This is a genomic window from Bradyrhizobium sp. 2S1, from assembly GCF_011516625.5.
Taxonomy (GTDB): Bacteria; Pseudomonadota; Alphaproteobacteria; order Rhizobiales; family Xanthobacteraceae; genus Bradyrhizobium; species Bradyrhizobium septentrionale.
The window spans coordinates 5,704,811-5,720,264 of the sequence record NZ_CP147717.1 but is presented as its reverse complement, the minus strand read 5'-3'; the positions used below and the strand labels follow the sequence as shown (position 1 = coordinate 5,720,264).

At 64.9% G+C, this 15,454-nt stretch carries 14 protein-coding genes; 5 read left to right on the top strand and 9 right to left on the bottom strand.

Annotation, left to right across the window (positions count from 1 at the left end; translation table 11 throughout):
- Positions 1–7 precede the first annotated feature (7 nt).
- The 7 genes from HAP54_RS27085 to HAP54_RS27055 form a co-directional block, all read right to left on the bottom strand.
- The gene (locus tag HAP54_RS27085; RefSeq protein WP_166305480.1) at positions 8–1,210 is read right to left on the bottom strand and encodes a CaiB/BaiF CoA transferase family protein; all 1,203 of its coding nucleotides are present in this window, start codon (positions 1,208–1,210) and stop codon (positions 8–10) included.
- A 27-nt stretch (positions 1,211–1,237) separates the two neighbouring features.
- Positions 1,238–1,954, bottom strand: a complete 717-nt coding sequence (locus HAP54_RS27080) for an ABC transporter ATP-binding protein (RefSeq protein ID WP_166305477.1) — start codon at positions 1,952–1,954, stop codon at positions 1,238–1,240.
- Positions 1,951–2,709, bottom strand: coding sequence for an ABC transporter ATP-binding protein (locus HAP54_RS27075; RefSeq protein WP_166305474.1), 759 nt, complete (start codon positions 2,707–2,709; stop codon positions 1,951–1,953). Before HAP54_RS27075 ends, HAP54_RS27080 begins: the two co-directional genes overlap by 4 nt.
- Before the next feature lie 2 nt (positions 2,710–2,711).
- Positions 2,712–3,491 (bottom strand): SDR family NAD(P)-dependent oxidoreductase, encoded by a 780-nt coding sequence (locus HAP54_RS27070; protein WP_166305471.1) that lies wholly within the window; start codon positions 3,489–3,491, stop codon positions 2,712–2,714.
- Positions 3,488–4,516 (bottom strand): branched-chain amino acid ABC transporter permease, encoded by a 1,029-nt coding sequence (locus tag HAP54_RS27065; RefSeq protein WP_166305468.1) that lies wholly within the window; start codon positions 4,514–4,516, stop codon positions 3,488–3,490. The genes HAP54_RS27070 and HAP54_RS27065 overlap by 4 nt, the downstream gene beginning before the upstream one ends.
- Positions 4,513–5,289, bottom strand: coding sequence for a branched-chain amino acid ABC transporter permease (locus HAP54_RS27060; RefSeq protein ID WP_248114448.1), 777 nt, complete (start codon positions 5,287–5,289; stop codon positions 4,513–4,515). The genes HAP54_RS27065 and HAP54_RS27060 overlap by 4 nt, the downstream gene beginning before the upstream one ends.
- Positions 5,290–5,511: 222 nt before the next feature.
- On the bottom strand, positions 5,512–6,771 hold the full coding sequence (locus tag HAP54_RS27055; protein ID WP_166305465.1) for an ABC transporter substrate-binding protein: 1,260 nt from the start codon (positions 6,769–6,771) through the stop codon (positions 5,512–5,514).
- A gap of 172 nt (positions 6,772–6,943) precedes the next feature.
- On the opposite strand from HAP54_RS27055, the gene HAP54_RS27050 reads away from it, so the two are divergent.
- From HAP54_RS27050 to HAP54_RS27030, 5 genes are all read left to right on the top strand, one after another.
- Entirely contained in the window at positions 6,944–8,434 is a 1,491-nt protein-coding gene (locus HAP54_RS27050) for an AMP-binding protein (protein ID WP_166305462.1), read from the top strand.
- The gene (locus HAP54_RS27045) at positions 8,431–9,075 is read left to right on the top strand and encodes a TetR/AcrR family transcriptional regulator (protein ID WP_166305459.1); all 645 of its coding nucleotides are present in this window, start codon (positions 8,431–8,433) and stop codon (positions 9,073–9,075) included. Before HAP54_RS27050 ends, HAP54_RS27045 begins: the two co-directional genes overlap by 4 nt.
- Positions 9,072–9,845, top strand: coding sequence for an SDR family NAD(P)-dependent oxidoreductase (locus tag HAP54_RS27040; RefSeq protein WP_166305456.1), 774 nt, complete (start codon positions 9,072–9,074; stop codon positions 9,843–9,845). The genes HAP54_RS27045 and HAP54_RS27040 overlap by 4 nt, the downstream gene beginning before the upstream one ends.
- Before the next feature lie 9 nt (positions 9,846–9,854).
- The gene (locus HAP54_RS27035) at positions 9,855–11,777 is read left to right on the top strand and encodes a flavin-containing monooxygenase (RefSeq protein ID WP_166305453.1); all 1,923 of its coding nucleotides are present in this window, start codon (positions 9,855–9,857) and stop codon (positions 11,775–11,777) included.
- A gap of 502 nt (positions 11,778–12,279) precedes the next feature.
- Complete coding sequence (locus tag HAP54_RS27030; protein ID WP_166305450.1) at positions 12,280–12,912, top strand: 2-hydroxychromene-2-carboxylate isomerase; 633 nt, start codon at positions 12,280–12,282, stop codon at positions 12,910–12,912.
- Positions 12,913–12,945: 33 nt separating this feature from the next.
- Here HAP54_RS27030 and HAP54_RS27025 read toward each other — a convergent pair whose 3' ends face one another.
- The gene (locus tag HAP54_RS27025) at positions 12,946–13,956 is read right to left on the bottom strand and encodes a glutathione S-transferase N-terminal domain-containing protein (RefSeq protein ID WP_166305447.1); all 1,011 of its coding nucleotides are present in this window, start codon (positions 13,954–13,956) and stop codon (positions 12,946–12,948) included.
- Positions 13,953–15,449, bottom strand: a complete 1,497-nt coding sequence (locus HAP54_RS27020) for a M81 family metallopeptidase (protein WP_166305444.1) — start codon at positions 15,447–15,449, stop codon at positions 13,953–13,955. The genes HAP54_RS27025 and HAP54_RS27020 overlap by 4 nt, the downstream gene beginning before the upstream one ends.
- Positions 15,450–15,454: the final 5 nt, after the last annotated feature.

Genomic DNA, 15,454 nt, shown 5'->3' with positions numbered 1-15,454 from the left:
TCCGTTATCACTTGGCTTGCCGCACGGCGCCTGACAACAGCAGGCCGTCGATCTCCGCGGAGCCGAAGCCAGCCTCTGTCAGCACGGCGCGGCTATCCTGTCCAATATCCGGTGCAGGACAGAGCTGATCCTCGGACAGGCTCGCGATCCCCGGCGTCCGCGGCGAGTAGACCGCACCGACGCCGGGCGTATCCTGGCGCACCGACGCGCTGGTCGCCTCGACATGGGCGTTGCGCAGCCATTCGCCGGGACTGAGGATCCGCTCCGCGATGATATCGCCGGCGTGCAATCGCGTCAGCCAGGCGTCGGTCGGCTGGGTCAAAAACACCTCGCGCAGCTGCGGGATCAGCGTGTCGGCCGCATCGGCGCGCCGGGCGAAATCGGCGAAGCGCGGATCGCTGGCGAGTTCCTCGCGGCCGATCGCGGTGCACAGCCGCTTGTATTGCGGCTCGTTCACCAAGGTCACCATCATCCAGCCGTCCTGGGTCTGGTAGGTGCCAGCCGGCACGTTGAGCGCGCGCGGCGCACCGCCCTCCAGGATGAACTCCGCGACCTTGTGGCCGAGCAGCGCCGACGTCGACTGGAAGAGATTGACGTCGATCCAGCGACCGGTGCCGACCGTCGCGCGCGCGAACAGCGTCGTCGCAATCGCCTGGAACGCATACACGCCGGTGACGACGTCGGAGATGGTGGTGCCGACCCGATGCGGCACGCCATCGGTGCCGACATTGACCGAGACCAGGCCGGAGAACGCCTGCGCGACCGAGTCCGATCCGGGCCGCTTCGAATACGGCCCGCTCTGCCCGAAGCCGCTGACCGACAGATAGACCAGGCCGGGATTGTCGCGCGACAGGCTCTCATAGCCGAGCCCAAGCCGCTCCGCGACACCAGGGCGAAATCCTTCGATGAGCACGTCTGCCTCGCGCGCCAGAAGCTGCGCGATCGCGATGCCGTCCTTGTGCTTCATGTCGAGGCACAGGCTGCGCTTGCCGCGGTTGTAGACCGCCGACAGCGTCGTTTGATTGCCGTAGGTGGTGCCGAGATAGCGCGACCAGTCGCCTTCCGGCGGCTCGACCTTGATGACGTCCGCGCCGTAGACTCCGAGCAGCATCGCGCAATAGGGCGAGGCGATCCCCTGCCCGAAATCGAGCACCTTCAGCCCGCGATACGGCGCCTCGTGCGTCGGCGTCAGCCTGCGTTCGCCCGCCATTTGTCCTCCCACATCCGTCGAGGAGCCTTACAGCGCCAGATAGCGCTGCCGGATGTTGTCGTTGGCCTTCAGCTCTTCGATGGAGGATGTGTAGACGATCTGTCCCTTGTCGATAACCGTCGCGTGGCTCGCAAGGCCAAGGCAAAAATGCATGTTCTGCTCGGCGATCAATACTGTGGCACCGGTGCCGCGGAGCTGCCGCAGCAGCTCGCCGATGCGCTGCACGATGATCGGCGCCAGCCCCTCGCTCGGCTCGTCCAGCAGCAGCAGCACCGGATTGCCCATCAGCGTGCGGGCGATCGCCAGCATCTGCTGCTCGCCGCCGGACAGCCGTCCGGCGATCCGGTGCCGCAGCGGCTCCAGCAGCGGAAACACGTCGTAGACGCGGCGGATCGACCATTCGTCCTCGCCATCCGGCCCTTTCTTCTGGCCTATGACGAGATTGTCCTCGACGGTATGCTCGGGAAAAATCTGGCGGTCCTCGGGCACGAAGCCGAGCCCGGCCCGCGCGATATGATGCGGCCTCATCCCGGACACCACGCGGCCGCGCAAGGTCACCTTGCCGCGGCGCGCCGGCGCCAGCCCCATGATCGCCTTCATGGTGGTCGACTTGCCGGCGCCGTTGCGGCCCAGCAGCGCCATGGTCTCGCCTTGCCGCACCGAGAGGCCGACGCCGAACAGGATCTGGCTGGTGCCATAATAGACGTCGAGGTCCTCGACCTGCACCACCGGCTGCGCACTCATACCACCGCTCCCGCGTGGTCGTCGCTGCCGAGATAGGCCTCGATCACGGCATCGTTTCGCCGGATCGCGTCCGGCGTCCCGGTCGCAAGGATCCGCCCGTAGCACAGCACGACAATCTGCGGCGCGATCTTGAACACGATATCCATGTCGTGCTCGATGAATACGACGGTGATCTTCTGCGTTTCCCAGAGCTCGCGCACCTTGTCGATCATGCGCCAGCGCTCTTCAGTGCCCATGCCCGCGGTCGGCTCATCCAGCAGCAGCACCTTGGGTTCGAGCACCAGCGCGAGCGCGATGTCGAGCAGCTTCTGGTCGCCATGCGATAGTGTGGCCGCGGTCCGGTTGCGCTTGCTGGCGAGGCCGAGCAGCTCCATCGCATGCTCGGCGCGATCGCGCGTCTCGGCCAGCGGAAAGCGGCGATGCATCACGCCGGCGCGGCGCTGATCGGCGCAGACCGCTGCGAGCATCGTCTCCTCGACCGTCAGCGACGGGAAGATGCTTGCGACCTGGAAGGCGCGGCCGATGCCATGACGCACGATCTCGGGCGGCGTCTTGCCCGCCATATCGACGCCATTGAGCAGGATCTGCCCGGCATCGGGCCGCAGCGCGCCCGTGATCAGATTGAAGAAGGTGCTCTTGCCGGCACCGTTGGGGCCGATCACGGCGGTGAGCGAACCGTCGGCGAAGTCGAGCGAGACGTTGTCGGTCGCCTTGACGCCGCCAAAGGATTTCGAGAGGGCGCGGATTTCCAGCATGGCTAGCCGCCCGCCTCCCGCAGGCCGCCATAGCTGTTCCACGATGTGGCGACGAGCCAGCCGCAATCGACCGGCACATTGGCGCCGGTCATCGCGGAGGCCGCATCGGAAGCCAGGAACGCGACCACGCGGCCGATCTCCGAGGGATCGACGAGACGGCGAAGCGCTGCGTTGGCGGCGAGCGCGGAGACATCCCGCTCGCCGCGATCGATGGCATTCTTCAATGCCGGAGTCAGCGTGTAGCCGGGCGACACGGCGTTGACACGGATACCCGATGGCCCCCACTCGGCCGCCAGGCATTCGGTGATGGCGATCACCGCGGCCTTGGCGGGCGCATAGGCGTGCAAGGGCATCGAGCGCATTCCGGCAATCGAGGCGATGTTGACGATGCTGCCGCGCTTGCGCGCGATCATCTGCCGCGCAAAGGCGACGCAGGCGACATAGGTGCCGCGCTGGTCGACGCGCACGACGTCGTCCCAGGAGGACATCGGCAGATCGTGCGGCCGGACCGGCACCTGGATGATGCCGGCGCTGTTGACGAGCACATCCACGGGGCCGCAGTCCCGCTCGATCGCGGCGGCGCTGGCCTCGACGCTGCGCTCGTCTGCGACATCGGCGGCAAAAGCCTTGCCGCCAACTTCCGCTGCAACCGCCTGCGCCTTGGCGAGGTCGCGGTCGACGACCGCCACAATATCGCCTGCCGCCGCCAGCTCACGGACGCAGGCCGCGCCGATGCCGCTGGCGCCGCCGGTGACAACGCTGATCCGTCCTTTGGTACTCATAGCGCGCGCTCCCCGGCTGCTCCGCGGCGCTGCGCGAACCATTCGACGACGAAGTCCATCAGGCCCTTCCGCAGGCCGATGGCAAAGAACAGGATCACGATGCCGAGCACAATGCCGTGATACTCGGTCAGCCGCGTGACGGTGTCATTCAGGATCAGGAACAGCATGGTGCCGACCATCGGTCCGAGGAAGGTGGTCACGCCGCCGAGCATGTTGATGAAGATGCCCTCGCCGGAAATCGTCCAGTAGGCGAATTCGGGATAGGCGCCGGAGACGAACAGCGCCATGATCATGCCGCCGGTCGCAGCGAACAGCGCCGCCAGCACGAAGATTGTCAGCTTGGCGCGCCAGACGTCGATGCCGATGAAGCTCGCCCGCGTGGCGTTGTCGCGGATCATGCGCAGCGTGTAGCCGAACGGCGACTGTGCGATCTGGCGCATCAACAGTAACCCGATCACCAACAGCGCGCAGCTCGTGATGTACAGATGCAAATGGTTCGACAGATCGATGCCGAGAAATGGCGGCCGCGGGATGCCGCCGCGCAAGCCCTGGTCGCCACCGGTCAGCGACTGCCACGACAGGATGGTCGAGTGGATCAACATCTGGAACGCCAGCGTGACGAAGGCGAAGTAGATTTCCTTCAGCCGCACGCAGATTGCGCCAATAACGACGGCAACGACCAGGGTCATCGCCAGCGTGCCGACGAAGGCCACCGGGATCGGCACACCGGTCTTCTGCATCATGAGGCCAAAACCATAGGCGCCGAGGCCGAAGAACATGCCGTGCCCGAACGAGATCAGTCCGGTGTAACCGACCAGCAGGTTGAGCGACGTCGCGAACAATCCGTAGGCCGCGCAGCGGATCACGAAGTCGAGCAGCTGCTTGCTGCCGAATACCATCGGCAGCAGCGCGAGCACGACAAACGCCGCGAGCGCGATCAGCACATCGCGATAGCGCTGCGGTCTGGCATCGATCCGGGGAACCTCGAGGGGCGGCGCGCTTTGGCCTGCCTGCAATTCGGTCATGCGACCTCCCTGCCGAACAGGCCGGTCGGGCGCGACACCAGCACGATCACCATGAAGAGATACATCAGCCCCTCGGTGAACAGCGGGAAGCCGAGCGATCCGAACGAGCGGATCAGGCCGATCAGCAGCGCGCCGATCAGCGCACCCAGGATCGAGCCCATGCCGCCGATCACGGTGACGATGAAGGACTCGATCAGCACCGAGAACCCCATGCCCGGGCTCAGCGAGCGCACCGGCGCGGCAAGCGCTCCCGCCAGTCCCGCCAGCATGCCGCCAAGCGCGAACACGCCGCCATAGATCAGCCCGGTATTGATGCCGAGCGCCGAGACCATCCCGGGATTATGCGCGGCGGCGCGGATCACCTTGCCGATCCTGGAGCGCGCCAGCGCCAGCCCGAGAACCACAGCCGCAGCGAGCGCCAAGCCGATCAGCAGCAGATAACATGGCGGCACCACGCCGCCGGCGATGAACAGCGGCGGAACCTGGAATGCGGCCGGCATGCCCATCGACCTGAATTCGGGGCCCCAGATCATGCGGACGACGGCGTCGAAGATCAGCACGAAGGCATAGCAGACCAGAAGCTGCATCAGGACGTCGCGGCCGTAGACGCGGCTCATGAAGACGCGCTCGAAGATCAGGCCGAGGAGCGCGGTGCCCGCTGCGCCGCTCAGTATCGCCAGCGCAAAGCTGCCGGTGAACTGATAGGCCGTCATCGCGAAATAGGCGCCGAACATATAGAAGGCGCCGTGGCTGAAATTGACCACCTTGAGCACGCCGAAGATCAGCGAGCCCGACGGCGACGAGAAACAGCAGCATGCCGATGATCAGGCCGCTGGTGGTCTGCGTCACCAGGCATGCAGGACTGGCGAGGCAACTGGCGAGCGCGTCGAGGTCCACGGGAAATCATCCATTACGGCGGGCCGCAATGCCGGCGCGCGACAAACATCAGATGAAAGGCGGAGACCGCATGCTGCTGTCTCCGCCCCGCATGCGGATCAGGTGTAGCCCTTGCTCTTCTTCCACTCGGCTTCGAGCTCGAAGATGGTCTTCCAGTCGCCTGCCTTCACGTCGGGCACGTAGGGCTCCTGCGGGATCGTGGTGCCCCAGCCGATCGCGTAGCCGACCAGCGTGTGATCGTCGGCGCGCATGGTGACGGTGCCGTCGGCGCCGAACGGGCACTTGATGGTGAGCCCGGCGAGGGCCTCCGCGACCTTCTTGCCGTCGGTCGAGTTCGTCTTCTTGACGGCCTCGTTGAGGAACATGACCGCCGTTGCGTTCTGCCACGACCAGTTGGTCGGGTACTCGTTGTACTTCGCCTTGTAGGCATCGCCCCAGGCTGCATTCTCCGGGGTCGGCGGGAATGTCTTGATGTAGCGGTCGCCGGAGTGGATGCCCTTGGGCAGGTTCTTCACCACTGTGAGCGCGGTGTAGTCGGCCATGTTGACCGCGAACACCTCCATCTGGGTGAACATCGCGTAGATGTTGGCCTGGTCGATGTAGGAGGTGAGATCGCCGCCCCACAGGCAGGAATACAGCGCCTGCGGCTTGGCCTGCAGGATCTTGGTTACCACCTCGGTGTAGTCGGGCTGGAACAGCTTCGGCCAGGACTCGCTGATGATCTCGACGTCGGGCGCGAACTTCTTCAGGTAGAGCACGAACTCGCCGGTGGTGTCGCGGCCATAGGCATAGTCGGGCGAACAGGTCGCCCATTTCTTCAGGCCCTTGGCCTTGGCGATCCCTGCCGCGTAGCCGGCGCCGACGATCGAGTCGTGAATGCCCTGCCGCACGCAACGGAAGGCGTTCGGGATGTGCTGCTTGGGATCGGCGGTCAGCGACGACGCTTCCGAGCAAGTGTGGATGCAGAGCACGCCGAGATCGCGCGCCACCTCATGAACCGCGAACGATCCTGACGACGCCTCGCCGTCGAGCAGCATCTCGCAGCCGTCGGTGTTGACGAGCTCGCGCGCGATGCGGGCGGCTTCCTGCGGCTGTCCCTTGGAATCGCGGATCACCATCTCGATCTGCCGCCCGGCGAGCCCGCCGGCGGCATTGACCTTCTCGACCTCCAGCATCACCGCGTTGCGCGAGGAGGTCCCGAGCTGCGCGACGCGGCCCGAGAGAATGGTCGGCATGCCGATCTTGATCGTCTTGGCCTGGGCACGCGCCACCCACGGTGCGGCAAGGCTCGCCGCGCCGGCACCCATCAACGCAAGCGTCGAGCGCCGGGTGATGCCCGGTTTCCGGGTCCTCTTCATATTCCTCTCCCTGTCGGGTGTTGGCGTTCCCAAAATCCCTGTCGGAGATCGTTCCGTCTCCGTGACCGCAATGTTTTCAGAGCAAGGGGGGTGACGTCAAGCCAAAGATGAATTACGACTCATAATTCATCTAGGGAGAAACGGCGCCGGAAATCGGCCCGACGGGCGGCAAATGATCAATCTTTCCAGCTTCATCGCATTTCATGCCAAGCGGACTCCGAACCGCTGTGCGCTGAAATATCGCGGCGAAGATGTCTCCTATGCCGACTTTGATCTGCGCATCCGCCTGGTCGGCGGCTGGCCGCGCGGGATCGCGCCCGGCGATGTCGTCGCGGTGCTGATGAAGAACAGTACGGCTTTTCTCGAGCTGGTGTTCGCGACAAGCCATATCGGCGCGGTGTTCCTGCCGATCAATTATCGCCTGTCGGCCGATGAGGTCGGCTACATCGTCGGCAATTCTGGCGCGCGCCTGCTCGTCGCCGACGAGGAATTTGCCACCATCGCAGCCGGCAACGCGCCCGTCGTTTTGCTTGATGAAGGCGCGCAGGCCAGCATCACTAATCTCGCACCCGATATCGCACTGGCGCCGATGCATGTGCGCCAGCCGCGCGACCTGATGCGGCTGATGTACACCTCGGGCACGACGGATCGTCCCAAGGGGGTGATGCTCACCTACGAGAACATCTACTGGAAATCCGCCGACCAGACGCTGGTGCTCGGGCTCAGCGCCGACACGCGGCTGCTCATCGTCGGCCCGCTCTATCATGTCGGCGCACTCGACCTGCCCGGCATTGCGGTGCTTTGGCACGGCGGCATGCTATGCATTCACCGCACCTTCGAGCCCGAGCCGGCACTGGCCGCGATCGAGCGAGAGAGGCTGAACGCGGCGTGGTTCGCGCCTGTCATGACCACGGCCCTCCTCACCTGCCCGAACCGCGAGCGTTACGACGTCTCCAGCCTGAAATGGGCGATCGGCGGCGGCGAGAAGACGCCGGAAGTGCGCATCCGCGCCTTCTCGGATTATTTTGGGAATGCGCGCTACATCGATGCCTACGGCCTCACCGAAAGCTGCGGCGGCGACACTTTCATGGACGCGGGCCGCGAGATCGAGAAGATCGGTTCGACCGGCCGCGCCATCGCCCATGTCGAGATCGAGATCCGCGACGATGCCGGCAAGCGCCTGCCCGCCGGGCAGAATGGCGAGATCTGCCTGCGCGGCCCGAAGGTCACGCAGGGCTACTGGAAGGATCCCGAGAAGACTGCATCCGCGTTCTTCGGCGACTGGTTCCGCACCGGCGATGTCGGTTATCTCGACGCGGATGGCTTCCTCTATCTGACCGACCGCAAGAAGGACATGATCATCTCCGGCGGCGAGAACATCGCCTCCTCCGAGGTCGAGCGCGTCATCTACGAAATACCTGAAGTGCGCGAGGTCGCCGTGATCGGCCTGCCGGACGCGCGCTGGGGCGAAAAGCCGGTCGCCATCGTGGTGCTGGCCGATGGCGCGAAGCTCGACCTGCCTGATCTCACCGACTTCTGCCGTTCGCGGCTCGCCGGCTTCAAGGTGCCGCGGCAGCTGATCATCCGCGACAGCCTGCCGCGCAATCCATCCGGCAAGGTGCTCAAACGCGTGCTCCGCGCCGAACTCGAGGCCATCGCATGACACAAGCGACATCCGCCAAAGTCACCAAGCTCAACCGGGTCGAGCGCAACGCCTGGACCAAGCAGAAGATCTTCGACGCCGCGACCAAGATCGTCGGCAAATACGGCTACGCCGAAGCCTCGGTCGCCCGCATCACCGAAGCCGCCGGTGTCGCGCAGGGCACCTTCTACAATCATTTCGAGAACCGCCAGGAGCTGCTCGACCAGTTGCTGCCGAAGATCGGCCTCGACATGGTCCGCTTCATCCGCGCGCGAACCGGCACCGCCAGCGCAGCCCGGCAGGAGATCGAGCGCTTCAGCGCCTTCTTCGATTTCATCCGCGAGGTACCGGAATTCCTGCGCATCCTCAACGAGGCCGAGTTCTTCGCGCCGATCGGCTACCAGAAGCATTTCGACAACATCTCGAGCGCCTATCTGCGGATTCTGCAGCGCGCGCGGGCCGCGGGAACCACCAATAATTTCAGCGACGAGGAATTCGAGGCCATCGTGCAGGTGTTGATGGGCGCGCGCGGCTATCTCAGCCGCCGCTATTCCTACTCCGAGCAGGGCGTCACGGCGGTGCCCGACTATGTCATCTCGGCCTACCAGAAACTCGTCACACGCGGCCTGTTCACCACGAGCGACAAGGGAAGAAAATCATGAGCGCCAACGGCACCATCCTCGTCACCGGCGGCAGCCGCGGCATTGGCGCGGCGACCGCAACGCTGCTTGCCGATCAGGGCCATCGCGTCGTCATCGTTGACATCGCGCCCGAACCGCTGGCCGGAACGGCGGCCATCCTTTGGCCGGCGCCGTTCGACGTCGCGAGCGAAGCCGCCGTGGTCGCCGGCATTGCCGATATCGAGAAGGCGCACGGCCCGATCACCGGCCTCGTCAACGCGGCCGGCGTGTTCGGCAAGATGCACACGATCGAGCGGGTGCGGATGGAGCAATGGGACCGCGAGGTGAACATCGACCTGCGCGGCACCTTCCTGGTCGCGCGCAGCGTCGGCGTCGCGATGGCGAAGCGGCGGCATGGCGCGATCGTCAACGTCGCCTCGGTGGCCGGCATGACGTCGGGTCCGATCCACGCCTATACCGCGGCAAAGGCCGGCGTCATCCAGATCACGCAGACGCTCGCCGCCGAATGGGGCCGCGCCGGCGTCCGCGTCAACGCGGTGTCGCCCGGCTTCACCCGCACGGCCGCGCTCGAGGCCGGCATCGCGTCGGGCGCCCTGAACAGGGACCTGCTGACGCGCCCGACCGCGATGAACCGGCTGGTCGAGCCGATCGAGGTGGCGCAGGCGATCGCCTGGCTGCTCTCGCCGCAGGGCAGCGGCGTGACCGGCATCAATCTGCCGGTCGACGCCGGCTACATCGTGGGCACCACCTGGGCCGCCTATGGCGGTCTGCCGGACGCTCCGGCGAGCTGAGGACAACGCATGAACATCGAGCTTTCGCGCAAACACCTCGATCTGTCCTCCGCCATCGCCGAGGGCGACATCCGCGTGCTGCTGATGGTGCTGGTGCACATGACCGGCGACGAGAAGTGGCTCGAGCCGCCGTACAAGCCGAAGCGCGACGTCCGCCTGATCCCCGATCCGGACGCCGGCGTGCCGAAGGAAATCCAGGACGAGATCCGCGCCGCCGTCCTCAACCTGTTCGCGAACGGCATGCCGAAGCCCGTCATCACCGATCTCGGCAACGAGCTGATGCTGCGGATGATGCGCGCGACGCTCGGTGAGAACGTCGCACCGGAATACGCCCCGCTGATGCGCGAGGAAATGGCTTTCACCCCGCGCGATGCGCGCTGGCGCGAGCGGCCCTCCGACGGGCGGCTGGCGCAGCAGCATGTGCTGATCGTCGGTGCCGGTGTCTGCGCGATCGCGCTTGGCGTTGCGCTCGGGCGGCTCGGCATTCCCTATACGATCGTCGAGAAGCAGGACGAGATCGGCGGCACCTGGTACGTCAACCGCTATCCCGGTTGCGGCGTCGATACGCCGAACCACCCCTATTCCTTCTCGTTCGGCGCCCGCAATCCGTGGACCCGCTATTTCGCGCAGCGCCAGGAATTGCTCGACTATCTGCTCAAGGTCGTGCGCGAATACGACATCCGCAAGCACGTCCGTCTCAGCACCGAGCTCGTTGCCTCCTACTGGGACGAAGCCAGGCGGCGCTGGATCTCGACCCTGAAGACTGCGAGCGGCGAGGAGACGTTCGAGTCCACCGCGCTGGTCAGCGCGATCGGGCAACTCAATGATCCCCTGCCCGCTCGCTTTGAGGGAGACGACGATTTTGCCGGTCTGAAGGTCCATTCGGCGCTGTGGTCCGACGACGTCAAGCTCGACGGCAAGCATGTCGCCGTGATCGGCACCGGCGCCACCGCGATGCAGCTGGTGCCTTCGATCGCTGACCGCGTCGCCTCGGTGACTGTCTACCAGCGCACCGCGCAGTGGGCGCGGCCGGTGAAGGGCTATTCTGATCCGATCACCGAAGGCGCGCAGTGGTTGCTCGCCCATCTGCCGTTCTATGTGCAGTGGTATCGCTTCAACATGTTCTGGCGTTACGGCGACGGGTTGCTGCCGTTCCTGCGCAAGGATCCGGCCTGGCCGCATCCGGACCGCGCCGTCAACAAGGGCAACGACCGGCATCGCCAGGAACTCGCCGACTTCATCCTGTCCGAGCTGAAGGATCGCCCTGACCTGATCGAGAAGTGCATGCCGACCTATCCGCCTTACGGCAAGCGAATCCTGCTCGACAACAACTGGTTCAAGACCCTGACCAGGCCGAATGTCGAGCTCGTCACCGACAAGATCAACCATTTCGCTGCAGAAGGAATCGTCACGGCTGACGGCAAGTCGCGGCAGCACGACGTCATCGTGATCTCGACCGGCTTCAAGGTCTCCGAGATGGCGGCGCGTCTCAACATCACGGGACGCGACGGCAAGACTCTCAGGCAGGCGTGGGACCACGACAATCCGACCGCGTATCTCGGTCTCACTGTGCCTGACTTCCCCAACCTCTTCCTGATGCTCGGGCCCAATTCGGGACCTGCGCATGGCGGCAGCGTGATCTTCCAGTCGGAGTGCCAGAGCCGCTATATCTCCGCCTGCCTCGTCGAGATGATCGAGAACGATATCGCTGCGATCGACGTGCATCCTGATGCGCATGATCGGTACATCCGCGAGGTCGATGCCGAGCATGAGCAATTGATCTGGACGCATCCGGGCATGACGACCTACTACCGCAACAGAAGCGGCCGCGTGTTCTCTGCGATGCCGTGGCGGTTCGTCGACTACTGGAAAATGACGCACGATCCGGATTTCACGCAGTATCGCCAGACCAAGTCGCGACAGGAATCCTGACCTGAATTACCCCTCTCGTTAACTTGACAGACGACCATAACTGCCGCAGCATTTCGCTGACTGCACCTGTTGGGGTGCGGGAGCGCCTGCTCCCCGCGTCGCAGGAATTGACGGACGATTATGGGATCGGCCGCCAGGCAGCAGAAGCGGACAGAGGTCCGTCGGCCCACCCTTGGAGAGGAGCATGACGCCACCGGCGAAAGCCAGCGACCTTGCTCGGCAAGGTCTCGGTGCACGTGAGGCGAACAGCAGCTGCTAGCCGCGTGTACCGCCGACAATCTGAACATATCCGCAGGACGAGAGCGCAAAGGCCAAGCGCTTTTAGGTCCAGAATCACCACTGGTCTACACCAGAGATCCTTCGCTAAAACGAAGTAGCAGGGCCCCGCGATGCTTGAATGCACCGGGGCCCATTCGTTTGCCTGCCATCTCCCCTTCGTCACCCCGCATTGCGCCACCGCCGTGGATCGGGAACAATTGTCGTGACGGGATGAGGAACGCCGATGGAAAAGCCGCTTGTACGGATCTACACCGACTACAAGTCTCCCTACGCCTATGTCGCCAACAAGCGACTGTTCGAACTTGAGGAGACCTACGGCGTCGAATTGGAATGGCTGCCCTACACGCTGCGCATTCCTGAATTCATGGGCACGGTGGAGGCGCGCACGCCGCACTTCTGGCGCAAGGTGCGCTACGCCTATATGGACGCGCGGCGGTTCGCCAACGCGCAGGGGCTCACCATGAAGGGCCCGCGCCGGATCTATGAAGCGTTCTACGCCAGCGCCGGGATGCTGTTCGCACAGCGTCACGGGCTGTTCCGGCCCTATCATGACACGGTGTTCCAGAGGTTCTGGAACCATGAGCTGGAGATCGACGAGCTGTCGGAGATCTCCGGCGTGATTGCCGCGGTCGGCGGTTCCGCTGAGGCGTTCGAAGCCTATGTTCGCGGCCCTGCGCGCGCGGAGCATGATCGCATCATCGACGAGGCCGAGACGCTCGGCGTGTTCGGCGTACCCAGCATGGTGTTCAACGGCGAGCTGTTCTGGGGCGGCGACCGCATCGACATGCTGATCGAACGGATCAAGCGGCCGGAGTCGATCGCGGTTGCGCTTGGGAGCAGGCACCACCGGACCTAGGTGCCGGGTGTTTGGAAGCCGCCTCCTGATCAATCAGCCTCCATCCAGGATGGCCCAGCATCCCGTGCGTTCCAGCACGGGCCTCAACGCAGCGCGATCGCCGGCATCGAGCGCGGCAAACTTCTCGCGCAGCTGCTGCAGGCATTTGACCTGATATTTGAACGCCGCCAGCGCGTAAGGCAGCCCCCAGACGTTGATCTCGAGCCGCTCGAGGCCTTTCGCGAATGCATCCGCATTGGCCGCCAGGAACGGCAGATAGAGCTCGCCCGCGATCCGCAGCAACGCCTCGGCGAACCCGCCGAGCGCCTGCTCGCGCGGATACCATTTGCCCTCGACGCCGGACGCGTCATCGAGCCGCCGCACCCAGTGATCGGTGAACGGCGCCCGCTCGCGCATGATCCGCATCGGGGTCGGATCGGTTGCCATCTCGCTGAGCTGGCCGAACCAGGCAAAATCCGCCAGCGACGGCCGGCTGCCGAACAGATAGTTCGTCATGCCGACATGCGGCTCGAACGCCGCAAGGGTCCGGCGGTAACTCTCCTCCAGCAGCAGCCTGTTCTCGTCGGTCGCGCCGAGAATGACCATGCGCGAAATCTGCCGCTGCCGGAACTGCTCGATCTCCTCGCGGCTGCCGACCGCGGCGTCCGATGTCGACCATTCCTCGCCGGCCCAGCGCGACACATAGGCCTGATCTTCCGGATCCCACCAGCGATAGAGAAACAGCGGCTTGACCGCCCATTCGTCGGCGAGGTCCTCGAGCAGGTCGCAGACGAACGCGACGGCCTTGTCCTCGGGGATCACCGAACGCCCCTGGTGGCGCGCTTCCAGATCATAGGCGAGCGTCGTGGTCTCGCCGCGATAGCTGCCGTCGGGATATTGCAGTACCGGGATCAGCATCGGCTTCAAATGCGCGGTCGCCGCGCGCAGCGCCTTGGTCATGATCACCCAGTCATGCGGAATCCGCCGGTAACGCAGCAGCGCACGCAGCTTGATCGCATAGGGCGACGCGGTCGATCCGATCAGGCGATAGCGGCCCTCGGTCATGACGACGTCTCCGAGAACGCCGGATTGCCGTACGGATAGAACTGCGCAAGATCGACGTTCTTGTAAGGCAACTTGTCGAGGCGCGTCGTGCCGAGGAAGGGCTGCTCGGGCTCGACCAGCAGGATCGTCTTCGCAAAGCCGTTGTCGTCGAAGCCGCGGCGGAAGTGGACACGCGACTTGATCGCCATCACGTCGAAAGCGCCGATATCGGGCACCAGCGCCTTCAGCGAGAACGGCTCCATGACCTGCACCAGATAGGTGGAGAGGACCAGCACATTGTTGCGCCCGAAGCGCACGCAGACCCAGAACTGCCCGTACCCCTCACCCGCGGCCGAGATGGTGCCCTGAATACGAACCGGCTCGCCCGCCGACTCGTCGGCGCGACCACCGATCTCCAAGTCGAAGGCATCGCCGACCTTGGCGCCGGCCGCCTTCAGGCTTGCCGTCGCCCAGGCATCGGCAATGGTCGCGATCACCGTGTTGGCGAGGTCCTGAGCGATGATCTCGCGCAGCAGCCAGGTCGCCGATCCTGAGCGATCGCTGTGATCGGCGAGCACCACCGGCGTGTTGCCATCAGCGACGGCCTGCTTTGCCAGTGTGACGCCCTCGGTGATGCTGTGCAGCTTGGTCGATTGCAGCAGCGCCTCGCGCAACCGCCAGATCGTTCCGGCGAGGTCCCGCGCGACCTGCTCGGCGAGTTTTGGATTGTCGTTGGTCAGGACCTGCACGGTCATGCCGACATCGGGAACATCGGCGAACGGGAAGCCGAAGAAGATGTTGACATAGACGTCGACCTCGCGGGCCTCCCAGACCAGCGCGCGCTGCACCAGATCCATCCACGGCCGCGCCCCGGTCCATTGCAGCACGGTGGACGAGATCACAGGAACCTTGATGGTCCGGTGCGTTGGCTTGTAGTCACCGCGGATCGCCCGCACCAGCACGCGCGCGGCCCGTTCACCCTGCAGATGGGCGTCATAGTGCGGGAAGTATTTGACGGTGAACGCCATGTCCGCCTGTTCGAGGAACGCCTCGTCCTCATTGCCGTGAAGGTCGAAGGTTGCCGCGATGAAGGCAGAGCGGCCGACCACCTCGCGCACCTGCCGCGCCAGATCGGCCTCCGGCCGCGGCACGCCATGCACGGCCATGGCGCCGTGCAGACACAGATAGACGCCGTCGAACGGCCCCTCCTCCTTCAGTCCGGCCATCATCTTGCCGACGAAGGTGCGATAGGCGCCCTCGGTGATCCAGCCCGATCCGGTACCGGTCTTCGGCCAGAGCGGGGATTCGATGCCGACCAGCTCGACCTCGGAGAACTCGCGCGCCACCTGCACGAAACCGCCCATGTAGTTCCTGGGATCGAACTGCAGCAGCGCCTCGCCGCTCGCCGGCGAGCCCGGATAGATGAAGTCGTCGAGCGTGGTCTCGTTCGGCAGGAACGAGACGGTTTCGTGGGAGAAATGCAGGACGGCGATACGTATCTTGCGTTCGCTCATTTTGT